We start from the raw sequence: 23,556 nt of genomic DNA on the forward strand, positions 1-23,556 counted from the left end.
GTGGAAGGTCCGGGATGGCGGCTCGTGGGTGCGTGGCGTGCCCTGCGGCGTGCTTCACCACTCTCCTATCCTGGCAGCGCTGGCGCTGCTGTCCAGCTTGTGGTGCACTGGTCAGACCAGATTTTGGTCTGATCGGAGGAGGCCAAGGTGTTGACTCATGAGGAATCACTCGGCGGACAGCGCACCCCGGAAGGGGTGGCCGCGCGCCTCGAGCGGCTGATCCTGGACGGTATCTTCCGTACCGGCCAGCTGCTGCCCTCGGAGCGGCGGCTGTGCGAGCGGCTGGGCGTGTCCCGCGCCTCGCTGCGCGAGGGGATGCGCATCCTGCGCAGCAAGGGCATCATCGAGACCCGTCACGGCCGTGGCTCCACGGTGGCCGCGCTGCTTCCGGCGCGCGAGCAGAGCCCGTTGATGCACCTGTTTCGCGACCACCCGCGGACCCTGTTCGACCTGCTCGAGGTGCGAGCCCTGCTCGAGGGGGAATCGGCGCAGCTGGCCGCCAGTCGCGGCAATCCGGCAGACAGGGTGCTGATCACCCGGCGCTATCGGGAGATGGCCGACTATGTGGCGAGCGCCGACCCCATCGATGTGGAGCGTCTGGCGAGGCTCGACCACGCCTTCCATCTGGCGATCTCCCAGGCCTCCCATAACCCGGTGCTGGTACACACCCTGCAGAACCTGACCGAGCTGCTGCTCAGTTCGGTCTTCGCCTCGGTGAAGAATCTCTATCATCGTCCGCAACCCCGCGAGATGATCAACCGCCAGCATGCGCGCCTGCATGATGCCGTGGTCAAGGGCAAGCCGCAGCTGGCCCGTCGTGTGGCACTGGAGCACCTGAACAGCATCGGCGAGGCCCTGCGCGAGATCGAGGCCGAGGACGAGCGCCTGGAGCGATCGACGATGCGGCTGGAGGGGTGGGAGTAACCCCTTCGCCTGTCGTCACCGCAGCTCGGCCAGTGCCTCAAGACGCCAGCGCCCCCGGCAGTGCCGAGGGCGCTGGCGCGCATGAGGCTCGATCAGCCGAGGCCGAGCAGGGGATCGCCGATGCCCAGCACATAGAAGGCGAGCAGCGCGATGATCCCGGTGGCGACGAGGTAGTAGATCGTCGGCAGGATCGTCTTGCGGATGGTCTCGCCCTCGCGGCCGAGCAGGCCCACCGTGGCCGAGGCGGCGACCACGTTGTGAATCGCGATCATGTTGCCCGCGGCGGCACCCACGGCCTGCAGGGCCACCATGAAGGCGGTGGAGAGGCCGAGCTGCTGGGCGACATTGAACTGGAAGTCGGCCAGCATCAGGTTGGAGACCGTGTTGGAGCCGGCGATAAAGGCCCCCAGCGCGCCCACGGCAGGGGCGAAGAAGGGGTAGATATCGCCCACGCTGTTGGCCACCAGCTGGGCCATGGCGACCGGCATGGAGACCAGATCGGCGGCATTGACTCCCGAGTTGATCAGGATCCGTACCATGGGAATGGTGAAGATCAGTACGAAGCCGGCGCCGAGGATGGTCCGGGTGGACTCGCCGAAGGCCGCCTTGATCTCGCCCATGCGCATGCGGTGGAGCAGGGCGGTGAGCAGCACCACCATCAGCAGGATGCCACCCGGCAGGTAGAGGGGCTGGATGGCGCCGGAGACTCCCGCCTCGCCGAGGATATTGCTCCAGCCGAAGGAGAACGACGTCAGCGCACTCTTGAAGGGTTCGATGGTGCGCGAGGCGACCAGGATCACAGCCAGCAGCACATAGGGTACCCAGCCCATCAGGGTGGAGACCGGTGCCTTGCCGGTGACGTCATCCAGCTTGATCTCGAGCTTGCCGATCCAGTGGTCGGGCCAGGCGTTGCTCTCCGGAAAGTCCCAGGTGTCGCTGGGGATCAGGAAGCCGCGGCGAGCGGCCGGCACGACGATGGCCAGGCCGACCATGGCACCGATCATCGACGGGAACTCCGGCCCCAGCAGCACGCCGGCCAGCATGTAGGGCACCACGAAGCTGATCCCGGCGAAGATAGCGAAGGGGGCGATGGAGAGTCCCTCCCTCCAGGAGCGGTTGGCACCGAAGAAGCGCACCATGACAACCACCATGATCAAGGGCATCAGGATGCCGACGATGCCGTGGGTCACCGCGACCTCACCGGCGATCAGATGGAAGTACTCCATCCAGCTGGCCCCACCGGCCTCGAGGGTCTCGGTAATGCCGGTGCGGTCCAGGCCACCGGAGACGCCCACCACGATGGGGGTGCCGACGGCACCGAAGGAGACCGGGGTGGACTGGATCATCATTCCCACCACCACGGCGGCCAGCGCCGGGAAACCGAGTGCCACCATCAGCGGGGCCGCGACGGCGGCGGGGGTGCCGAAGCCGGAGGCGCCCTCGATAAAGCAGCCGAACAGCCAGGCGACGATGATTGCCTGGACGCGGCGATCGGGGCTGATGCCGGAGAAACCGTTGCGGATGGCCTTGATGCCGCCCGAATGCTTCAGGGTGTTGAGCAGCAGGATGGCACCGAAGATGATCCACAGGATCGATACCGTGAGCATCAGGCCCTGGAGGGTAGAGGCCATGACGCGGGTGGCGGTCATCTCCCAGGCAAACAGGGCGATGATGGCGGTGACCACGAAGACGATCGGCATGGCGGTCCTGGCCGCCATGCGCAGACCGATGAGCAGCACGCCGGCAAGCACCAGGGGCGCGAAGGCCAGCAGTGCGAGAAGGGTGTCATTCATGGATAGGGTTCCTCGATCGGGAGTCGTTGTTGTGACCAAAGGGGATCGGCCGAATGTTCAGCCAGCCGGACATTACGGCGTCAAGGAGAGGCTTTCCATCTCTGGAAAGTTGGTATGACCAATCTTTCGATAACTTCTCTATCCGTCGCCTTATCGCTAAGCGACTGATAAGAAAATGAAATTTAAAAAACAGCAGGAGGCGGGGGGCGTTAAGCCCCAAGTGTTTATTAGACTAATGGACAGCAGCCTCGCCGAGGGTGAGCATGGTGAGCGGCCTGACACCGGGGCCAGGAGCCTGGCAGACTTCGTCGGGTGATTGCCCTTTACGCTGAGGAGAGGTTCGTATGTCTCGAGTACTGTATGACCTGTGTGGTGTCGACGAGGAGCTGCGCTTCTCGCCATTCTGCTGGCGCGTGCGATATGCCCTGGCTCACAAGGGGCTGGAAGTCGAGGCGCGGCCGTGGCGCTTCACCGACCGGGAGGCCCTGGCGTTCGCCGACCATGACAAGGTGCCGGTACTGGTCGATGGCGAAACGGTGGTGACCGACAGCTATGAGATCCTGCGCTACCTGGACCGCACTTACCCGGAGGCACCACTGATCGGTGAGGGCCTTGCCGCGGCACGCGCCCGCTTCTTCAAGCATTTTGCCGAGCGTACCCTGGCACCGGCCATGCTGCGTACGATCATCATGGATCTGCTCAATGCCATTCATCCCGATGACCGGGACTACTTCCGCGAAACGCGTGAAAAGCGCTTCGGCCGTACGCTGGAGGAGTTTCACTCGCCCTCCAGGGGGCTCGCCCAGCTCGATGCGGCGCTCGAGCCCCTGCGCGGCCTGCTCAAGGAGTCGGAATTCATCGACGGAGCGTCCCCGGCAGCGGCCGACTACCTGGTGTTCGGCAACTTCATGTGGGCGCGCTGCGTTTCCAGCGCCGATCTGGTCTCCAATGCCGATCCGGTCCATGCCTGGCTCGAGCGCATGCTGGATCTGCATGGTGGCCTGGGGCGGCACGCCATGCGCATCACCGACATCGAGGGTGCCTATCGCTGAGGCGGCCCGCATCGACGGTGGGTCAGGGCGTGGCTGACGTACCGTCATCGTCGGCGGCAAGCAGGGCCACCACCTCGTCGTCGCTGACCTGATCGAAATCGGTAAAGAACTGGCCCACGGCGGCGAAGTGCCCGGGCACCCCGATACAGATCACCTCGTCGGCCAGCGTTTCCAGCCGCGCCACGGTGTCGGGCGGCGCCACGCCCAGGGCGGCGATCAGGCGTGCGGGATGGCGCTGGCGAAGGGTCGCCAGCGCCGCGGCCATGGTCGCGCCGGTGGCGCTGCCGTCATCCACCACCACCAGGGTGCGCCCCGTCGGTTCGATGGGGCTGCGCACCGGGGTGTAACGCCGGCGGCGCTCCTCGATCAACTCCCGCTGGCGGGCAATCGCACCGGCCAGCCACTCCTCCCGGCAGTGCCGTGCCTCCTCCTCCAGGTGCACGCTGCCATCCTCACTGACCGCGCCGATGGCGTACTCCGGATTGCCCGGTGCACCGATCTTGCGCACCAGCACCACGTCTAGCTCCCCCTGCAGGGCGTCGGCGATGACCCGCCCCATGGGCACCCCGCCGCGGGGAATGGCCAGCACCAGCGGGTGGAGGCCATGCAGGTGGCTGAGCCTCGTGGCCAGGCGTTCGGCGGCGTCACGTCGGTGTTGAAACATGGATGATCCTCCTGGCGGCTACCATTCCTCAGTCTAGTGGTTCCCGAGGTGATACCCCCATGTCATGGGGCCCCCCCGCGGGCTTGCGGTCCCTGACTCCAGGGAATGTGTTGGCAAGGTCGATCAAGCATCGGCCGGAGAAGAGGGGTTTTTCGTATACAGTTTTATGGTCTATTCTGTGAACACTGATCTTAGTTCAGTGTATCCAATAACCACAACAAATGGAGAGCCCTCTTATGCAGGAGTGCATCCCCAGGCCCCGTCTGAGCGCCGGCCTGCTGCTTGCCAGTCTCGTCGCCGGTAATGCCCAGGCGACAACCTGGAGCGATACCTTCATCGGCTATCGCCATGGCACCCAGTTCACCGAGCCGGGCAACCCTCGTGACATCGAAAAACACGTGCTGCAGTTCACCCATGTCAGCGGTTACTCGCTCGGTCAGAACTTTCTTAATCTTGACGTGCTGCAGTCCGACAGCGCCGACCCGGCCAGCGGCGGCGATAGCGGTGCCACCGAGGCCTATCTGACCTATCGCCACCAGCTGCAGCTCGGCAAGCTCACCGGCGAGCCAGCGGCTTTCGGGCCGATCAAGGACGTGGCGTTGACCGGTGGCTTCGACCTCAACACCAAGAACACCGACTTCGCACCGCGCAAGCGCCTGCTGGTGGTAGGGCCGACGCTGAAGTTCGACGTGCCCAAGGGGTTCGTCGACCTGAGCCTCTTCTACGCCCATGAGTGGAACCACTGCGGCGCGAGCTTCTGCGACGTCAACGAGATCGAGTTCGACCCCTACTACCAGATCAACCTGGCCTGGGGAGTGCCTTTCGTGGCCGGCCCGCTGCCGCTGAAGTTCCAGGGGTTCTACAACTATAACGGCGAGAAGGGAGAGGACTATCAGGGCAACGATACCGACCCCGAGCAGTTGATGCGCACCTCACTCATGCTCGACGTCGGCCAGCTGGCCTGGGGCGAGGCGAACCAGCTGTGGGCCGGGGTGGGTTACGAGTACTGGCGTAACAAGTTCGGCAACCACGGCAAGGATGAGGTGGATACCGATGCGCCGACCTTCCAGCTCGAGTGGCACCTCTAAGCGACTCGAGACGATAATAATGTGTACAACTTTATGTTTAAAGAGTCCACACTGCTGTGGTCATTGGTATCGACATGCGGTATGCATTGACGTCATACAACAACAGCCCCGGATAGCCCCATGACAACCAAGACGCGCAATACTTCGCTGTTTGACTTTCAAGGGCGGCCGCCGGTCTACAAGGCGTTGCCCATCTCGCTGCAGCACGTGCTGGCGATGATCGCCGGCGTGATCACCCCGCCGATCATCATCGCCGGGGTGGTCGGCTCGACGCCTCAGGAGAAGCTGCTGCTGATCCAGGTGGCGGTGCTCGCCTCGGGTCTCTGCACCCTGTTCCATCTCTACGGGGTGTGGAAGTTCGGCGCTCGGATGCCGGCGATCTTCGGCGTGGGCTTCGCCTATGTACCGACCCTGATCGCCGTGGGTGGCCAGTTCGGCATCGAGGGCATCCTCGGCGCCCAGCTGATCGGCGGTATCACCATGATGGTGGTCGGTTACTTCATTCAGTACATTCGCCACCTGTTTCCGCCGATCGTGGCGGGCACCGTGGTGCTGGTGATCGGCCTGTCACTTTACGACATCGCCATTCGCTACATGGCGGGCAGCGGCAACGTCAACGCCGAAGGGTTCGGTGACCTGGCCAACTGGATGGTGGGCATCATCACCCTGCTGGCGGTGCTGGGCGCCTCCCAGTTTGGCCGCGGCGTGGTTCGGCTGTCGGCGATCATCGTCGGTATCCTGGTCGGCTATGCGGTGGCGCTGCCGATGGGCATGGTCGACTTCAGTTCGGTGGCTGCAGCGCGCTGGCTGGCCGTACCGGAGTTCATGCCCTTCCAGCTCGAGTTTCACTCGGCGGCGATCGTCTCCATGGTGGTGATCTGCGTGATCAACTCGGTACAGACCATCGGTGATCTCTCCGCCACCAGCGTGGCGGGGATGAACCGCGAGCTGAAGACCAGGGAGCTGACGGGCGGGCTGCTGGGCAACGGCCTGACCACCGCCCTGAGCTCGCTGTTCGCGGCACTGCCGACCTCCACCTTCAGCCAGAACGTCGGCATCGTCGCCATGACCAAGGTGATTAGTCGATCGGTGCTGGCCATCGCCGGCCTGTTCATGGTGCTCGCTGGCCTGAGTCCCAAGTTCAGCGCCATCATGACCACCATTCCCTATCCGGTACTGGGCGGTGCTACCGTCACGGTGTTCGGGATGATCACCATGACCGGCATCCAGCTGCTCATCAAGGATGAGCTTTCGGCCCGCAACGTGACCATCGTCGGCCTCTCCCTGGCCCTGGCCCTGGGCATCTCCCAGGTGCCGGCGGCCATCGAGCAGTTTCCGCAGATGGTCCAGAACGTTATCGGGGGCGCGCCGATCGTGGTGGCGGCGATCACCTCCTTCGTGCTCAATATCGTGCTGCCGAGTCGATCACTGGCCGACGAGCGGCGTGAGCGCGAAGAGATTGCTCGGGCCGACGCCGAGGCTGCAGGGCAGGGTCCTGACGCTCAGCCGCTGACGGATGTCGATACCGAGGGTGACGCCCCCCTCGGTACTGCGCCCCATGTCAATCGCTGACCTGACGAGGCCCATTGATGTAACGCCTGTACCACGCTTCCGCCCGGCATGATGCCGGGCGGTGTCGTGTTCGAAGCATGGGGCGCCGGTTGCCCGGCGCCTTGTCTGGCTGATTGGCGGGGAGAGGAGCCGTCGATCGGGAGAGGCGTCAGGCGTTGGCTTCGGCTCGTGCCTCGAGGCGGAAGCGGGCGATGCGGTTGATCTGTTCCACCGCGGTGCGGCGTTCCTCGGCGGGGTCATTCTCGAGCCGAGTCTCGAATGCGTTCAGGATGGCATAACGGTCGTTGCCCTTGACGGCCATCACGAAGGGAAAGCCGAACTTCTCCTTGTAGGCCTCGTTGAGCCGCTCGAAGCGTGCCATCTCCTCCGGTGAGCACTGATCCAGGCCGGCGCCAGCCTGCTCCCGGGTCGAGTCGTCGGTCAGCTCACCGGCGACGGCGGCCTTGCCGGCGAGGTCAGGGTGGGCGCGAATCACCGCGAGCTGGTGTTCGGCGGAGGCGTCGGTCAGTACCTCACCCATGGCCTTCGCCAGGCCTGCAGGCGAGTCGTGGTCAGTGTTCAGTCCCTGCTCCCAGGCCAGCTCGGCAACCCAGGGAGAGTGCTCGTAGATCTCCCCGTAGGCGGCCACGAAGGCGGACTTGTCCAGCTGGCTTGGGGGCGGAGTAAGGGTGTTGTGGCTCATTGTCATTCTCCTTGGCGGGGTGTGGCAGGGGGTCACGACGATTGACCAGGCAGCTTGTCGTGAGGGTGTCGACTAAATGTATACAAAAAATATTTTGAAATGTACCCCTAAACTGGCTAAAACTGTCTTCATGCTCTCAGGTTAACCCTGAGCAGCCGATATCAACAAACGAATCCGGCCCTTATCTCGACAATTCACGAAGTGACACCAAGGAGTATCACCATGGGACGCCTGACCACCCACGTACTCGACACCGCCAAGGGATGCCCGGGCGAGGGTATCCGCATAGAGGTCTATCGGCTGGAGGGCGAGCGGCGCACTCGTCTCAAGGAAGTGGTGACCAATGACGATGGCCGCTGCGACGATCCGATCCTCGATGGTGAGGCGTTCGTCACCGGTCAGTATGAGCTGGTCTTCCATGCCGGGGACTATCTGCGCGCTCAGGGTGTCGAGGCCGATGAGCCGCGCTTCCTCGACGTGATTCCGCTGCGCTTCGGCGTGGCCGATGCCGATGCGCACTACCATGTGCCACTGCTGCTCTCGCCCTATGGCTACTCCACCTATCGCGGTAGCTGAGGAAAGCCCTCTCGCCGACAGCCCATAACAAGACGCTAGACGAGGCCTCTTATGCAAGCCTACCTGCTGGACTTCGGAAACTTCATGCTGCGCTGGCTACATGTCATCGCAGCGATTGCCTGGATCGGGGAATCGATCTATTTCGTGATGCTGGATAATGGGCTACGTACCCCCAAGGCCGCCGAGGATCGCGACAAGGGGGTGTTCGGCGAGATGTGGGCGGTGCATGGTGGTGGCTTCTACCATAACCAGAAGTACGCCACGGCGCCGGCCAAGCTGCCCGAGGACCTTCACTGGTCATTCTGGAAGGCCTACACCACCTGGCTGTCGGGCTTCGCGCTGTTCATCCTGCTCTACATGGCCAACCCCAGCTTCTACCTGGTCAATCCCAATGCCAGCTGGGAGTGGGCCGCCAACATGAGTGGCTGGCAGGCCAATGTGGTGGCGCTGTTGTTCCTGCTTGGCGGCTGGGTGGTCTACAACGAGCTGTGCAAGCGCATCAGCCCCGACATGACCCGCGATGGTCTGCTCAGTGTCGCGGTGGCGGTGATGATGGTGGTGGTTGCCTATCTGAGTACTCAGATCTTCTCGGGACGGGCGGCCTTTCTGTTGACCGGCGCGGTGATGGCCACCGCCATGTCGGCCAACGTCTTCTTCTGGATCATCCCGGGCCAGCGCCGCATGGTGAAGGCGATGAAGGCCGGGGAAGCGCCCAATCCGCTTGACGGCAAGCGCGGAAAGCAGCGTTCGGTGCACAACACCTACTTCACGCTGCCGGTGGTCTTGCTGATGATCAGCAACCACTACTCCTTCGCCTACTCCCACGAGTCTGCGTGGGTGATCATGTCGCTGTTCATCTTCGCCGGCGCGCTGATTCGCCAGTTCTTCGTGTTGATGCATGCCGGCAGGATCCAGCCGGCCTATCCGATCGCCGGAACGGCCCTGATCGCCGTCGCCTTCTGGGTCGCCATGCCGACCGTCGGTGTCAGTGCGGGACAGGCCCAGGCGTCCGCCAGCGTATCGCTTTCCGAGGTGCAGCCGATCATCGAGTCTCGCTGTGTCGCCTGCCATGCCAGCGACCCCACCCAGCCTGGCTTCAATGCGCCGCCGGCGGGCCTGGCTTATGACACCGGCGAGCAGATCATGGAACAAATGCAGAAGATCCAGGGGGTCGTTGCCAGCGGCTACATGCCACTGGGCAATATCACCGGCATTACCGAGGAGGAGCGCGCCACCATCGCCGCCTGGTCGCCATGACCTGTAAGCCCATGTGCGATGCCGCTGACTCGCCTTCCCGTTGGCTTCTTCAACCTGGCAGTGTGTAGGCGAGCAAGTGACGTAATTGCCCGGTTTTTGCGTATACAATATGGATAGCCAACCACAGGGAGCCAGGTCACATGAACCAGCGTCAGGAGGTCCGGGGGCGTCGCGGCAAGAACGGGGATGGGGCCGAACGTCACGAGGCGATCCACCGGGCGATCAGCGATGCCATCATCGAGCATAGGCTCAAGCCCGGTGCGCGCCTGCGCGAGGATGCTCTAGCCGAAGTATTTGGGGTCAGTCGCACCGGAATCCGCAAGATCCTCCAGCGGCTGGCGCTGGAGCAGCTGGTCACCCTCACACCGCGACGCGGAGCCAGCGTCACGCGGCCTACCGCCGAGGAGGCTCGGGAGGTGTTCGAGGCTCGCCAGATGGTGGAGTGCGGACTGATGCCCGAGGTGGCACGGCGCATCGACGAGGAGAGCGTTCATGCATTGCGCGAGATCTCCGACAAGGAGCAGCGGGCCCTGCGAAAGGGCGAGCATAGTGCGGCGATTCGTTATTCGGCTGATTTCCATACGCGGCTGGCGCGTCTCGCCGGCAATGCCACCCTGGCCGATTTCGTCGAGCGGCTCTGCTTTCGCTCCTCGTTGATTCTGGCGGTCTATGGCAAGCCTGGTCATCTGGGGTGTGAGACGCATGACCACGAGGATCTGATCGGCTACCTGCAGGAGAAGAGTGGCGAGCGTGCCGCGGCGTTCATGAGTCGCCACCTCAAGGCGATCGAGGAGTCCCTGTCGATTACCGAGGAGGAGGAGGAAACGCCCGACCTGCAGCGCATCTTCGCTGGCTGAAGGCACGGCTCGACAAAGGCTCGGCTTCGACATGCAACGGCCGCCTGTCAGGCGGCCGTTGCATGTCGAGGTGGGCGGTGGGGGGGCTTGCCTAGAGAGAGGCGGGAGAGGTGAGAGGATCGAGAGACGGCACTTTCTGCCGCCGCATCAGACAGTAGTAGAAGATCCCCCCCAGTGCGGCACCGATCAGCCAGGCGTAACCGCCAAGAGCCTCGAGAGCCGGCACCCATACCGAAGAGATCGAGAACAGCGCGGAGAGCAGGAAAGCCCAGATGGCACGCTTGTTCCACCCCTTGAGATAGTAGTAGGCACTATCGGGAGCCGCGGAGAACATCTCCTGAATGTTGAGCCGCTGGCGTCGAATCAGGTAGTAATCCACCACGATGATGCCGTAGAAGGGTGCAACGATGGCGCCAACGGCATTCACGAACCCCGAGATGCCGACCTGGCTGATCACCGATACCCAGAGGCCACCGACGAAGAAGGCCACCACGGCGGTGATCAGCCCGCCAATGCGGAAGCTGATATAGCGTGGAAACAGGTTGGCCAGGTCATAGGCCGGCGGAATGAAGTTGGCCACCAGATTGATGCCTACGGTGGCGGCGAAGAAGGTTATCGCTGCGATGATGGTCAGTGGCAGTGAGTCAACGTGGGCGATGATGTCCGATGGATTGGTCATGGTTTCGCCGAACAGCGCCAGGGTGCCGGCGGTGATGATCAGGGCGATGAAGGAGAAGAAGGCGACATTGAGTGGCAGGCCTACCAGGTTGCCGAGTTTCATCTGCTTCTCGCTCTTCACGAAGCGGGTGAAGTCGCCGAAGTTGATCACCACCGCTGCAAAGTAGGCGATCATCGTACCGGTAATCGCCAGGAAGGCACCGATTGCACTGCCGTTATAGTCGCTGCTGCCGCGGAAGATGGTATCGACTGCCGGCAGCAGGTCGCTGCCAGCGCGCACCCACACGATGATCATCAGCGCGATCATCACCACATAGACCAGCGGCCCGGCCCAGTTGAGGAAGTGCTTGATACGTTCGATGCCCTGCCAGAACAGGGCGATCTGGAAGGCCCAGACGATCACGAAGGAGAGCCAGTCCAGGGCCGACATGCCCAGCCACTCGCCGCCGGGGTTGCCGAATAGCGATGTGAGCAGCAGAGAGACCGCCGTTGAGGCGAAATAGGTCTGGACGCCGTACCAGAAGATGCCGGTGATGGCGCGCAGCATGGCGGGGAAGTTGGCCCCGCGAACTCCCATGCTGGCACGAATCATCACCGGAAAGGGGACACCATACTTGACGCTGGGCTTGCCGCTCAGGTTGACCAGCAGCATTACCACAAAGCCGGCGAGAACGATCGCTGCCATCACCGCCCAGCCGTTGAGGCCGTAGGAGATGAACAGCGAGGCAGCCAGGGTGTAACCGAACAGGCTCTGGATGTCGTTCGACCAGACGTTGAAGATTTCAAACCAGCCCCAGCTGCGATCGGCCTTCTTGATGGGGGCCAGGTCCTTGTTGTAGAGGCTGGGGTCGATATGCCGGATCTTCAGCTCTTGGTCGGACATGTGAGTCATGTGTGAAGCCTTCTGGTCTCGCTGTATTGACGGGCCTTACTGCCAGGTAAGGCCGGGTTCGTGGTCAGGGGAGCCTGATCTGCAGGTGCCTTACTGACAGAATCGCTGGCAGGGTGCCCAGTTCTTCATCAAGAGGTAGTAGGTGATGCCCGCGGGGATCAGGCTCGCGTACCAGGATATTGACGAGAAGCTCAGCGCGGCGATGATGCCTGTGGCGGTGGCGATCAGGGCGGCCGGGTTGACGCCCCGATAGGGCCCGGTCTCGTTATACAGCTTGTCGAGGTCCAGGGTGCGACGCCGGATCAGGAAGTAGTCCACCACCAGGATGGCGAAGATCGGGCCGAGGAAGGCGGAGTAGGTCTGAACGAAGAGCTGCAGGCCATCGGCGGAGTCTGGCTGAACCAGTTTCCACGGGAAGGTGGCGAAGGCGAGCAGGCCGACGATCACGGTAGCGATCTTGAACTTGATCTTGAAGACGTCCATGAGGACATAGGTGGGCGGCACCACATTGTTGAGCACATTGGTGGTGACCTGGGCGAAGGCGATAAACAGCAGGGTGGCCATCAGCAGCGGCGTGTTGTCGACAGCGTTGGTAAATACCTGGATCGGGTCGGCGGTTCCCGTAGCCTCGGACACCATGTAGCCGATCAGGCCCATGAACAGGGTGCAGGGCAGGATTGACATGGCGTAGATGGTGGTCAGAAGCCCGGCGCCGGTCCCACGCCTGTGTTCTCGGGCGTAGTCGCTGACGTTGAGCATCATGGTGCTGTAGATGCCCAGGAACAGCATGGTGGCGCCCCAGAAGGGCATGCCCCAGGAACCTTCCATGGTCAGAAGGCTTGTGGAGAGCTCATCACCGTAACGCTGCACGGTGGCGTAGAACATGTACATCAGGGAGGCGAGGATGAAGGCGCTGCCGATATTCTCCAGCCACTTGATACCCTGGAAGCCCATCACCGAGAGAGCGATCTGCAACAGCTGGAAGGTGATGAAGTAGAACACCAGGTTGTCGAAGCCAAACAGCGTGGTCGACACCATGTTCAACGCCCCGGCGCCGATCCAGCTCTGGAAGCCGTACCACACCACCGCCGGCACGGCGCGTACCAGTCCCGGCAATCTTGTGCCGGTGAAGCCGAAGGCACTACGCGCCTGCACCATGAAGGGAATGCCGTACTTGTAGCCGGCGGCACCGTTCAGTGCCAGGGCGATGCCGATCACGAAGCAGCCAATGGCGATGGCGAGTGTCGCCTGAACCAGGTTCAGGGTGCCGACAACGCTCGAGCCCATGGCGAAGGTGCCGATGGAGACGCAGCCGCCGAACCAGGCCAGGAAGTAGGAGGCGCGTCCCATGATTCGGGTCTGCTGGGGGGCCAGGGATTCCTGGCCCGGCGCCTTGTGAGCGTCGCTGCCCGCGGGTTGGGGAGCGGCCGCTCGAGCCGCGTCGCTGTAGGTGGTCGGGTTGCTCATGCTGATGTCCTCGCAAGTGCGTTGTGGTTATCTTTGCGCATCCGTCAGGAGGGCTTGCGGTGTGGTGAGCGCCAGATGAGCTCTCACATGTCGGTGTTCAGGGCGCGTCAAGCGCCTATCGGCGTGTCGGTTGCAGGTTCGAGAAGCCCTCGTCGCGCCCGCTGAAGGGTTTCGGGCGTGGGAAGGCCAGGTCGCCATGCTTGCTGGTGCCAAGCCCCAGGCCGGTCAGGGCCTCGGCCAGCTTGACGGCGGCGGTAACGCCCTCGACGACCGGCAGGCCGACCTCGCGGCTGATGGTGTCGGTCAGATCGGCCATGCCGCCACAGCCCAGAACGATAGCGCCGATCTGGTCTTCGTCGCGGGCGCGTCGGCACTCCTCGATGATGCGGGTGAGGGCGGCGTCACCATCGTTCTCCAGGTCGAGTACCGGTATCTCGGCGGCCCGTACCCGGCGGCAGTGGTGGGAGAAGCCATACTGGTCAAGCAGATGCTCGGCGATGATGCCGGTGCGCGCCAGCGTGGTAACGACGGAGAAACGAGTGCTGATCAGCGTTGCCATATGAAAGGCCGCCTCGGCGATACCGATCACCGGTGCCTGGGTCAGTTCCCGGGCGGCGAGCAGGCCCGGGTCGCCGAAGCAGGCAATGATGTAGGCGTCGGCGCCATCCTTTTCACCGTTCAGTATCTCCTCGAGCACCCCCACGACGCTGATGGCCTCGTCGAAGTGGCTCTCGATGGAGACCGGGCCGTGGGAGGGTTGAGTGGCGACGATTCGGGTATCCGGGGCACTGACCCTGCGGGCCGCTTCGCCGATGGTCTCGGTCATGCCGGCGGTTGTATTGGGATTGATGATATGCAGGTTCATGGAGGAGTTCCGTGTCTTTGTCCTGTTTGTACACAAAGTAGAGTCATTTTGTTCTGGAAGCAACGCGGATCCTTGTCATCCCGCCGTGGGCCTTCAGCCCGCCTGTGGCGCGGCTTTCAAGCCATTTTTCGCCGTTTTCCCCGGCCTGATGGATACCCGACATTGGTCTAACAGGGTGCCTTGCTTCATAGGATGTCGCCAATTTGTATAGCTTTTTGTATTCAATTTCGGGGGCGTCTACGGCTTGAAGTTGCCCTGGAGACACATTATTTTTGTTTTTGTATACACGGGAGCAGGCCGCATCGTCGGGATCGCCGCTCCCATAACAATCAGGACACTTCGCCATGACCCATGCCTCCGCCTCCCACTACCCTCGCGACCTGATCGGCTATGGCCGCACCCCGCCCCACGCCAACTGGCCCGGCAATGCCCGAATCGCCGTGCAGTTCGTGCTCAACTACGAGGAGGGCGGCGAGAACTGTGTGCTGCATGGCGACGAAGGGTCCGAGCAGTTCCTCTCGGAGATCATCGGCGCGGCCAGCTATGCGGACCGCCACCTGAGCATGGAGTCAATCTATGAGTACGGCTCGCGGGCCGGGGTGTGGCGCATCCTGCGCGAGTTCGAGCGTCGCGGCCTGCCGCTGACCGTTTTCGGCGTCGCCATGGCCCTGGAGCGCCACCCCGAGGTGGCCCATGCCTTCAAGGAGCTGGGTCACGAGGTCGCCTGTCATGGCTATCGCTGGATTCACTACCAGGAGGTTTCCGAGGAGGTCGAGCGCGAGCACATGCGGCGTGCCGTCGATATCTTCCAGTCGCTCTACGGCGAGAAGCCGCTTGGCTGGTATACCGGCCGTGACAGTCCCAATACCCGTCGGCTGGTGCTCGACGAGGGGGGCTTCCTCTACGACAGTGACTACTATGGCGACGACCTGCCGTTCTGGACCCGCGAGAAGGACACTCAGGGCGTCGAGCATGACCATCTGGTCGTGCCCTACACCCTGGACACCAACGACATGCGCTTCGCCGCGCCCCAGGGGTTCAACACCGCCGACCACTTCTTCACCTACCTGCGTGATGCCTTCGACGTGTTGTATGCCGAGGGGGAGGAGTCGCCGAAGATGCTTTCGGTAGGCATGCACTGCCGCCTGCTGGGACGCCCGGGACGCTTCCGCGCCCTGCAGCGCTTCCTGGATCATATCGAGGCCCACGAGCGGGTCTGGGTGACGCGGCGTGTGGATATCGCCCGCCACTGGGCGGAGCACCATCCCGCGCCCTGATCCGGTGTCATCCCCGAACCCGAGAGGTGGGCGGTGCGCCGCCTACCCGACCTGCCGTCTACAGGAGCCAGCATGCTTGAACTCGAGGCCCAGCCCCTCACTCCCGAGGCCTTCGCGCCCTTCGGCGAGGTGATCGATACGCGAACGTCGGACTCTTTTCCCATCAACGCCGGCCGCACTCGGCGCTATCACGACCTGGCCAGGATCGAGACCCTGGGGGAGGGGGCCCGGGCACTGATCAGCATCTTCGTCAGTCAGCCCGTCGAGCTGCCGCTCGAGCTGCCGTTTCTCGAACGCCACCCCCTGGGCAGCCAGGCCTTCGTGCCGATGCATGAGGAGCGCTTCATCGTGGTGGTGGCGCCCCCCGGCGACACCATCGAGCCCGACAGCGTGCGCGCCTTCGTCACCGATGGTCGCCAGGGCGTCAACTACCGCGCCGGGGCATGGCACGCCATCCAGTCGGTGCTCGAGCGCGAGGGCGAGTTCCTGGTGGTCGATCGCGGCGGCGAGGGCAACAACTGCGACGAGTACCCCATCGACATCCGCGTGACCCTGCCGCAGGGCGAGGCCGTCACGCCGACCGAAAGCGAACAGGAGTCCACCTCATGAGTCAGCCGCATCAGTCCTCTCGCCAGTACTATGCCCCCCAGGGCGGTCATCCGAGCCAGAAGGTGATGACCACCGACCGCGCCATGTTCACCGAGGCCTTTGCGGTGATTCCCAAGGGGGTGATGCGCGACATCGTCACCAGCAAGCTGCCCCACTGGGACAACACCCGCCTGTGGGTGCTGTCGCGTCCGCTCTCCGGCTTCGCCGAGACCTTCTCCCAGTACATCATGGAGGTCTCCCCGGGTGGCGGCAGCGAGCGGCCGGAGAGTGATGCCGGTGCCGAGGGGGTGCTGTTCGTGGTGGAGGGCGAGATGACGCTGACCATCGAAGGCGAGAAGCATCGCATGGTGCCCGGTGGCTACGCCTTCCTGCCGCCCGGCTGCGACTGGCAGCTGCGCAACGAGACCGACGCCCCGGTGCGCTTCCACTGGATCCGCAAGGCCTACGAGTATGTCGACGGCATCGACGTGCCGGAGGCCTTCGTGGTCAACGAGAACGACATCACGCCGACCGTGATGCCCGACTGCAACGAGGTGTGGGCCACCACCCGCTTCGTCGACCCGGACGACCTGCGCCACGACATGCACGTGACCGTCGTCACCTTCCAGCCCGGCGGCGTGATCCCCTTCGACGAGACCCACGTCATGGAGCACGGTCTCTACGTGCTCGAGGGCAAGGCGGTCTATCACCTCAACCAGCAGTGGGTCGAGGTCGAGGCCGGCGACTACATGTGGCTGCGCGCCTTCTGCCCGCAGGCCTGCTATGCGGGTGGCCCGGGGCCCTTCCGCTATCTGCTGTACAAGGACGTCAACCGTCACATGGCGCTGCCCTACAGCCAGCGCCGTTGAGAATCGGTACAGCAGTCATCTGGTGACAAGGCAGTGCCTCGGTGTCTTGTGCACGAAGATGTCTGCGTGACTGGATTCTTGAAGAAGATTTCTACTTGAAAAGCCTCAATGATCTGATTCATTGAGGCTTTTTTGGATGTATAAAAAGTTTGGAAAATAATTCCAAAAAAACTGGCGGATCTAAGGGTAGGTGTCTATTCTCATTATGCAGAATGATTTTCCATAAAAATAAATGTTCACAGGAGTAAGCCGCCATGCCTCGGATGACCGCCGCGGAAGCCGCTGTTCATGTACTCAAGAAGGAAGGGGTCGATGTTGCCTTCGGCGTGCCAGGCGCCGCCATCAACCCCTTCTACGCCGCAATGCGTCGGATCGGTGGGGTGGACCATATTCTGGCGCGCCATGTCGAGGGCGCCTCGCACATGGCCGAGGGCTACACCCGCGCCGAGGCCGGCAACATCGGCGTGTGCATCGGCACCTCCGGCCCGGCCGGCACCGACATGATCACCGGTCTCTACTCCGCTTCCGCAGACTCCATCCCGATCCTGTGCATCACCGGTCAGGCACCGACCGGCAAGCTGCACAAGGAGGACTTCCAGGCGGTGGACATCCAGGCCATCGCCGGCCCCGTCACCAAGTGGGCCATCACCGTGCAGGAGCCGGCCCAGGTGCCGCGCGCCTTCCAGCAGGCCTTCCAGATCATGCGCAGCTCGCGTCCGGGACCGGTGCTGCTCGACCTGCCCATCGACGTGCAGATGACCGAGATCGAGTTCGACCCGGACACCTACGAGTCGCTGCCCGCCTACAAGCCGGCCGCCAGCCGCGCCCAGGTGGAGAAGGCGCTGGGCATGCTCAACGAGGCCGACAAGCCGCTGCTGGTGGCCGGGGGCGGCATCATCAACGCCAATGCCGGCGACCTGCTCACCGAGTTCGCCGAGCTGACCGGGGTGCCGGTGATCCCGACCCTGATGGGCTGGGGCGCCATTCCGGATGATCACGAGCTGATGGCGGGCATGGTCGGCCTGCAGACCTCGCACCGCTACGGCAACGCGACCCTGCTCGAGTCCGACTTCGTGATGGGCATCGGCAACCGCTGGGCGAACCGTCACACCGGCACGCTCGAGACCTATACCGAGGGCCGCAAGTTCGTCCACGTGGACATCGAGCCGACCCAGATCGGGCGCATCTTCGGCCCAGATTACGGCATCGTCTCCGACGCCAGGGCGGCGCTCGAGCTGTTCATCGAGGTGGCCCGCGAGTGGCAGGCCGCGGGCAAGCTCAAGGAGCGCAACGCCTGGGCCGAGGCGTGTCAGGAGCGCAAGCGCACCCTGCTGCGCAAGACCCACTTCGACGACGTGCCGGTCAAGCCCCAGCGCGTCTACGAGGAGATGAACAAGGCGTTCGGCAAGAACACCCGCTACGTCAGCACCATCGGCCTCTCGCAGATCGCCGGCGCGCAGTTCCTGCATGTCTACAAACCGCGCCACTGGATCAACTGCGGTCAGGCGGGCCCGCTGGGCTGGACCATCCCGGCCGCCCTGGGCGTGCGTCGCGCCGACCCGGACACCGAGATCGTCGCGCTCTCCGGCGACTATGACTTCCAGTTCATGATCGAGGAGCTGGCGGTCGGGGCGCAGTTCAACCTGCCCTACCTCCACGTGGTGGTGAACAACTCCTACCTGGGGCTGATTCGCCAGGCCCAGCGCGGCTTCGAGATGGACTACCAGGTTCAGCTCGCCTTCGAGAACATCAACTGCCCGGAGATCAACGGCTACGGCGTGGATCACGTCTCGGTTGTCGAGGGGCTGGGCTGCAAGGCGATCCGCGTCACCGAGCCCGACCGGATCGCGCCGGCCTTCGCCGAGGCCCGGGAGCTGATGAAGGAGCATCGCGTGCCGGTGGTGGTCGAGGTCATCCTCGAGCGGGTGACCAACATCGCCATGGGCACCGACCTGGCCGGCATCAACGAGTTCGAGGCGCTGGCCGAGAACGTCGCCGACGCGCCGAGCTCCATCGCCGCGCTGCGTTAAGGAACACTAGTCTCGTCGCCGATGGGGAGCGGCGGCGGGCGCTCCGGCAATATCGCCGAACCACACGAAAAGAGACAGGGAGATGCACATGACCAAGTTTGCCGCCAATCTCAGCATGCTGTTCACCGAGGTCGACTTCCTCGACCGCTTCGAGGCCGCCGCCAAGGCCGGCTTCAAGGGCGTGGAGTACCTCTTTCCGTATGACTTCGAGGCCGCCGAGATCAGGAAGCGCCTCGACGACAACGGCCTGACCCAGGTGCTGTTCAACCTGCCGGCCGGCGACTGGGACGCGGGTGAGCGCGGCATCGCCTGCCACCCGGGGCGCGTCGAGGAGTTCCGCAAGGGTGTCGACCAGGCGATCGCCTACGCCAGGATGCTGGGCAATACCCAGGTCAACTGCCTGGCCGGCATCAAGCCCGAGGGCGTCGGCGACGACCAGGCGCGCCAGACCCTGATCGAGAACCTGCGCTTCGCCGCCGAGAAGCTCGAGGCCGAGGGCATCCTGCTGGTCGCCGAGCCGATCAACACCCGCGACATCCCGGGCTTCTTCCTCAACCGCACCGCCCAGGCGCTGGCGCTGTTCGACGAGGTGGGCTCGAACAACCTGAAGCTGCAGTACGACATCTATCACATGCAGATCATGGAAGGGGATCTGGCCCCGACCATCGAGGCGAACCTCGCGCGCATCGCCCATGTGCAGCTGGCCGACAATCCCGGCCGCCACGAGCCGGGCACCGGAGAGATCCACTACTCCTTCCTGTTCGCCCATCTCGAGCGTCTCGGCTATGAGGGCTGGATCGGCTGCGAGTACAAGCCCAAGGCGGGTACCCAGGAAGGCCTGGGCTGGCTGGACGGGGTTCGCGGCTGAAATGGCCGCTGGCTTCCGGTCGGGATGAGCTTTTCCGGCGCCAAGACGCCGCGAGGGCGCTGTGAACCCTTCCCTGGGCGCTACCGACGCCATCCTTGGCGTAGGACCCTCGCTCTGTCTTGGCCCCGGCGCTCATCCCTGGTGTCTTGAGCGACGTTTCCAAACAGAAAACACTCTAGATCCAGTATCAGCACTTCACGTGACAGGAGAGATATCATGAGCAAGATCGGTTTTATCGGACTGGGCATCATGGGCCGTCCCATGGCGGGCCATCTGCTGGATGCCGGCCATGAACTGACCACCGTCAAGCGCGGCACCCTGGACGAGACCCTGGCCTCCAGGGGCATGCAGGAGCTGGCCGATCCCAAGGCGGTCGCCGAGGCCTCGGAGGTGATCATCACCATGGTCCCGGACACCCCCGACGTCGAGGAGGTACTGTTCGGCGAAGGTGGCGTGATCGAGGGCCTCAAGCCCGGCACCCTGGTGATCGACATGAGCTCCATTGCGCCGATCCCGACCCAGGAGTTCGCCAGGCGCATCACCGAGGCAGGCGGGGAGTATGTCGACGCCCCGGTCTCCGGCGGCGAGGGCGGTGCCATCAACGCCACCCTGACCATCATGGTCGGTGCCACCGATGAGGGGTTTCGGCGCGCCACGCCGATCCTCGAGGCGCTGGGCAAGACCATCACTCATATCGGTGGCCACGGTGCCGGCCAGACCTGCAAGGTGGCCAACCAGATTGTCGTCGCCCTTACCATAGAGGCGGTGTCCGAAGGGTTGTTGTTCGCCTCCAGGGCCGGTGCCGACGTGGCCAAGGTGCGCGAGTCACTGCTCGGTGGCCTGGCCCAGTCGAAGATTCTCGATGTCCATGGCGAGCGCATGATCAAGCGGACCTTCGAGCCCGGCTTCAAGATCAAGCTGCACCAGAAGGATCTCAACCTGGCGCTGGAGGGAGCGCGCACGCTGAATCTGTCGCTGCCCGGCACCGCCAATGCCCAGCAGCTGTTCCAGGCCTGCGCCGCCAATGGCGGCGCCGACTGGGATCATGCCGGTATCCTCAGGGCCCTGGAAGTGCTGGCCGATCATGAGGTAGGACAGTAAAGGTTCGTTCGCTGACCCGGTGCTGGGTCAGCGACGACAGGGGAGGTGACTGCTCCCTGTGGAGTCTGTCGGGGCTACGCCGGCCGCCAGTAGCCGGCCGAGATCGACGGACTCCGGGAGGTTGGCGTCGGGTCGTCACCAGCCTCCCAGGTCGCCTATGGTGGCCTTTCCCGGCGACAGGGAACGCCCTGTCGTCGGGTTCTTTAACTCGACCCCCGAATCATAGGTGCCCGGCGTGCATCATCAGCTTGAAGAGGAAAACTCCATGATCACTCTGCCGACGCTCTCCACCCCGGAGGCCATTGCCGCGCTGTCGGAACCCGAGGCCCTGAGCTGGCTACGCGGACTGGCCGATGCGGCCGTGAATGCCGTGCACCCCGACAGCCTGCTGCCCGCCGAGCTGCCGCCGGCACCTGCCGGGCGCACCGTGGTGGTGGGAGCGGGCAAGGCCGCCGCCGCCATGGCCGCGGCACTGGAGCGGGCCTGGCTGGCCCAGCAGCCCGAGTCGCCGCTGACGGGGCTGGTGGTGACTCGCTACGGGCATGGTCCTCAAGGGCAGGGCCCCCAGGGGCCGCAGGGCGAGGGCCGGCGCATCGAGGTGCTCGAGGCGTCGCACCCGATGCCCGATGGCCTGAGCGAGGAGGCCGCCCGGCGCATGCTCGAGGCGGTCGAGCCGCTGGGTGAGGATGACCTGGTGATCGCGCTGATTTCCGGCGGTGGTTCGGCGCTGATGAGCCTGCCGGCACCGGGCATCACCCTGGCCGACAAGCAGGCCCTCAACCAGGCCCTGCTGCGCTGCGGGGCACCGATCCGCGAGATCAATACCGTGCGTCGCCATCTGTCGGCGATCAAGGGTGGGCGGCTGGCCACCGCGGCCCACCCGGCTCGGGTGCTGACCTGGCTGATCTCCGATGTGCCCGGTGACGACCCGACCCTGATCGCCTCCGGTCCGACGCTGCCGGATGCCAGCTCTCCGGCGGATGCCCTGGCCACCCTGGAACGCCATGGCATCGAGATTCCCGATGGCGTGCGCCGCCATCTGGAGGCCGCCGACAGGGCGCCGGCACCGGGTGATTCCGACTTCGCCCGCGATCGCTCACGGGTGCTGGCGCGTGCCTGTGACGTCCTGAACGCCGCCCGCATGGCCGCCGAGGCGAGCGGCATCGAGGTGCGTGTGCTGGGCGATGATCTCGAGGGTGAGGCTCGCGATCTGGGCCGTGCCCAGGCGCGCCTGGCGTTGTCGAGTCAGAGCGAGCGGGAGCGGCCGCTGCTGCTGCTCTCCGGTGGCGAGACCAGCGTTACCGTGCGAGGTGATGGCCGCGGCGGGCGCAACGTCGAGTACCTGTTGGGCCTGTTCGAGGCACTTCAGGGGGCGCCGGGCATCCACGCCCTGGCCATCGATACCGATGGCATCGACGGCTCGGAAGACAATGCCGGTGCGCTGTTTGCGGCGTCCGACCGGGCACGGGCGGAGCGTCAGGGGCTTGACCCCGACGCCTTTCTGTCACGCAATGATGCCTACACTTTCTTTCAGGCATTGGACCGGCTGATCGTGACCGGCCCGACGCGGACCAATGTCAACGACTTCCGTGCCATCCTGATTCTGCCGAGGACGCCATGACGCTACCCCCCCACGCTCCCATCCATGATCCCATTCGCCGCACCAAGATCGTCGCCACCCTGGGTCCCGCCAGCGACCGCGAGGGCGTGCTCGAGGCCATGATCGCGGCCGGTGTCGACGTGGTGCGCCTCAACTTCTCCCACGGCACTGCCGACGATCACCGCCGCCGCCTGGAGCGAGTCCGCGAGATCGCCGCTCGCCTGGGCAGAAGCGTCGCCGCCCTGGGCGATCTGCAGGGGCCGAAGATCCGCATCGCCCGCTTCCGTGACGGCGCGGTGGAGCTCGCCGAAGGGGCTGCCTTTACCCTCGACATGGCCCTGGACGGCGATGCGGGGAATGAGGAGCGCGTGGGCTGCGACTACAAGCAGCTGATCGAGGATGTGGTGGCGGGCGACCGCCTGCTGCTCGATGATGGCCGGCTGGTGCTGGATGTCACCGCCGTGGCGGGCCGGGAGATCCATACCACGGTGACCGTGGGCGGCAGGCTCTCCAACAACAAGGGCATCAACAAGCTGGGCGGCGGACTCTCGGCGCCGGCGCTGACCGACAAGGACAGGGCGGACCTCGCCACCGCCGTCGACATCGGCGTGGACTATCTGGCGGTCTCGTTTCCGCGGCATGCCGCCGACATGGCCGAGGCCCGCGACCTGCTGGGCGAGGCCGGCAAGGAGATCGGCCTGGTGGCCAAGCTCGAGCGCGCCGAGGCGGTGACCGACGAGGCGACGCTGGACGGCATCATCCAGGCCTGCGAGGCGGTGATGGTGGCGCGTGGCGATCTCGGCGTGGAGATCGGTGACGAGAAGCTGATCGGCACCCAGAAGCGCATCATCAAGCG

General features: G+C 64.3%; 22 protein-coding genes. 15 read left to right on the plus strand and 7 right to left on the minus strand.

From position 1 onward, the window contains the following. Nucleotides 1-147: 147 nt before the first annotated feature. A complete protein-coding gene (glcC, locus tag IOC61_RS17385; RefSeq protein WP_205741929.1) occupies nt 148-924 on the plus strand; it encodes a transcriptional regulator GlcC in 777 nt (258 codons plus the stop codon). A 92-nt stretch (nt 925-1,016) separates the two neighbouring features. Here the strand turns inward: glcC and IOC61_RS17390 are convergent, their stop codons facing one another. Next, a complete protein-coding gene (locus IOC61_RS17390) occupies nt 1,017-2,717 on the minus strand; it encodes an L-lactate permease (protein ID WP_195689976.1) in 1,701 nt (566 codons plus the stop codon). A gap of 344 nt (nt 2,718-3,061) precedes the next feature. Here IOC61_RS17390 and IOC61_RS17395 point away from each other — a divergent pair, with 344 nt between their 5' ends. Continuing rightward, nucleotides 3,062-3,769 carry a glutathione S-transferase N-terminal domain-containing protein gene (locus tag IOC61_RS17395; RefSeq protein WP_132044413.1) on the plus strand — a complete coding sequence of 236 codons (708 nt, stop codon included), beginning with the start codon at nt 3,062-3,064 and terminating at the stop codon, nt 3,767-3,769. A gap of 22 nt (nt 3,770-3,791) precedes the next feature. On the opposite strand, the gene IOC61_RS17400 is transcribed toward IOC61_RS17395, so the two are convergent. Further along, the gene (locus IOC61_RS17400) at nt 3,792-4,433 is read right to left on the minus strand and encodes a phosphoribosyltransferase (protein ID WP_195689977.1); all 642 of its coding nucleotides are present in this window, start codon (nt 4,431-4,433) and stop codon (nt 3,792-3,794) included. Between the two features lie 236 nt (nt 4,434-4,669). Between IOC61_RS17400 and IOC61_RS17405 the strand changes: the two genes are divergently transcribed. After that, a complete protein-coding gene (locus IOC61_RS17405; protein ID WP_195689978.1) occupies nt 4,670-5,521 on the plus strand; it encodes a hypothetical protein in 852 nt (283 codons plus the stop codon). Between the two features lie 120 nt (nt 5,522-5,641). Then, nucleotides 5,642-7,093: a uracil-xanthine permease family protein gene (locus IOC61_RS17410; protein WP_195689979.1), complete on the plus strand. Its 1,452-nt coding sequence runs from the start codon at nt 5,642-5,644 to the stop codon at nt 7,091-7,093. 148 nt (nt 7,094-7,241) lie between these two features. On the opposite strand, the gene uraD is transcribed toward IOC61_RS17410, so the two are convergent. Continuing rightward, nucleotides 7,242-7,775: a 2-oxo-4-hydroxy-4-carboxy-5-ureidoimidazoline decarboxylase gene (gene uraD / locus IOC61_RS17415; protein ID WP_195689980.1), complete on the minus strand. Its 534-nt coding sequence runs from the start codon at nt 7,773-7,775 to the stop codon at nt 7,242-7,244. 222 nt (nt 7,776-7,997) lie between these two features. Between uraD and uraH the strand changes: the two genes are divergently transcribed. From uraH to IOC61_RS17430, 3 genes are all read left to right on the plus strand, one after another. Continuing rightward, nucleotides 7,998-8,351 carry a hydroxyisourate hydrolase gene (gene uraH, locus IOC61_RS17420; RefSeq protein ID WP_195689981.1) on the plus strand — a complete coding sequence of 118 codons (354 nt, stop codon included), beginning with the start codon at nt 7,998-8,000 and terminating at the stop codon, nt 8,349-8,351. A 51-nt stretch (nt 8,352-8,402) separates the two neighbouring features. After that, nucleotides 8,403-9,608: a urate hydroxylase PuuD gene (locus IOC61_RS17425; RefSeq protein WP_195689982.1), complete on the plus strand. Its 1,206-nt coding sequence runs from the start codon at nt 8,403-8,405 to the stop codon at nt 9,606-9,608. Between the two features lie 140 nt (nt 9,609-9,748). Next, nucleotides 9,749-10,465 carry a GntR family transcriptional regulator gene (locus IOC61_RS17430; protein ID WP_132044401.1) on the plus strand — a complete coding sequence of 239 codons (717 nt, stop codon included), beginning with the start codon at nt 9,749-9,751 and terminating at the stop codon, nt 10,463-10,465. Between the two features lie 91 nt (nt 10,466-10,556). Here the strand turns inward: IOC61_RS17430 and IOC61_RS17435 are convergent, their stop codons facing one another. The 4 genes from IOC61_RS17435 to IOC61_RS17450 all read right to left on the minus strand — a co-directional run bounded on the left by IOC61_RS17435 (nt 10,557) and on the right by IOC61_RS17450 (nt 14,713). Continuing rightward, nucleotides 10,557-12,026 carry an NCS1 family nucleobase:cation symporter-1 gene (locus IOC61_RS17435; protein WP_195689983.1) on the minus strand — a complete coding sequence of 490 codons (1,470 nt, stop codon included), beginning with the start codon at nt 12,024-12,026 and terminating at the stop codon, nt 10,557-10,559. 99 nt (nt 12,027-12,125) lie between these two features. Beyond that, nucleotides 12,126-13,502, minus strand: a complete 1,377-nt coding sequence (locus tag IOC61_RS17440; RefSeq protein WP_195689984.1) for an NCS1 family transporter — start codon at nt 13,500-13,502, stop codon at nt 12,126-12,128. Nucleotides 13,503-13,617: 115 nt separating this feature from the next. After that, nucleotides 13,618-14,367, minus strand: coding sequence for an aspartate/glutamate racemase family protein (locus tag IOC61_RS17445; RefSeq protein WP_195689985.1), 750 nt, complete (start codon nt 14,365-14,367; stop codon nt 13,618-13,620). 43 nt (nt 14,368-14,410) lie between these two features. Next, a complete protein-coding gene (locus tag IOC61_RS17450) occupies nt 14,411-14,713 on the minus strand; it encodes a hypothetical protein (protein ID WP_195689986.1) in 303 nt (100 codons plus the stop codon). Between IOC61_RS17450 and puuE the strand changes: the two genes are divergently transcribed. The 8 genes from puuE to pyk form a co-directional block, all read left to right on the plus strand. Then, nucleotides 14,712-15,644 (plus strand): allantoinase PuuE, encoded by a 933-nt coding sequence (puuE, locus tag IOC61_RS17455; protein WP_195689987.1) that lies wholly within the window; start codon nt 14,712-14,714, stop codon nt 15,642-15,644. The two genes, IOC61_RS17450 and puuE, sit on opposite strands and share 2 nt — an antisense overlap. A 72-nt stretch (nt 15,645-15,716) precedes the next feature. Next, entirely contained in the window at nt 15,717-16,253 is a 537-nt protein-coding gene (locus IOC61_RS17460) for an ureidoglycolate lyase (protein WP_195689988.1), read from the plus strand. Then, a complete protein-coding gene (locus tag IOC61_RS17465) occupies nt 16,250-17,101 on the plus strand; it encodes a bifunctional allantoicase/(S)-ureidoglycine aminohydrolase (RefSeq protein WP_195689989.1) in 852 nt (283 codons plus the stop codon). Before IOC61_RS17460 ends, IOC61_RS17465 begins: the two co-directional genes overlap by 4 nt. Nucleotides 17,102-17,355: 254 nt before the next feature. Continuing rightward, on the plus strand, nt 17,356-19,131 hold the full coding sequence (gene gcl, locus IOC61_RS17470; protein ID WP_195689990.1) for a glyoxylate carboligase: 1,776 nt from the start codon (nt 17,356-17,358) through the stop codon (nt 19,129-19,131). Between the two features lie 88 nt (nt 19,132-19,219). Continuing rightward, entirely contained in the window at nt 19,220-19,999 is a 780-nt protein-coding gene (gene hyi, locus IOC61_RS17475; protein ID WP_195689991.1) for a hydroxypyruvate isomerase, read from the plus strand. Nucleotides 20,000-20,215: 216 nt separating this feature from the next. Beyond that, nucleotides 20,216-21,100 (plus strand): 2-hydroxy-3-oxopropionate reductase, encoded by an 885-nt coding sequence (locus IOC61_RS17480; protein ID WP_195689992.1) that lies wholly within the window; start codon nt 20,216-20,218, stop codon nt 21,098-21,100. 265 nt (nt 21,101-21,365) lie between these two features. Beyond that, complete coding sequence (locus IOC61_RS17485; RefSeq protein WP_195689993.1) at nt 21,366-22,721, plus strand: glycerate kinase type-2 family protein; 1,356 nt, start codon at nt 21,366-21,368, stop codon at nt 22,719-22,721. Beyond that, nucleotides 22,718-23,556: pyruvate kinase (gene pyk / locus IOC61_RS17490; protein ID WP_195689994.1), on the plus strand; the 839-nt coding region annotated here is incomplete at its 3' end. The genes IOC61_RS17485 and pyk, both read left to right, overlap by 4 nt.

The sequence above is a fragment of the Halomonas sp. KAO genome (assembly GCF_015595025.1).
Classification (GTDB): domain Bacteria; phylum Pseudomonadota; class Gammaproteobacteria; order Pseudomonadales; family Halomonadaceae; genus Halomonas.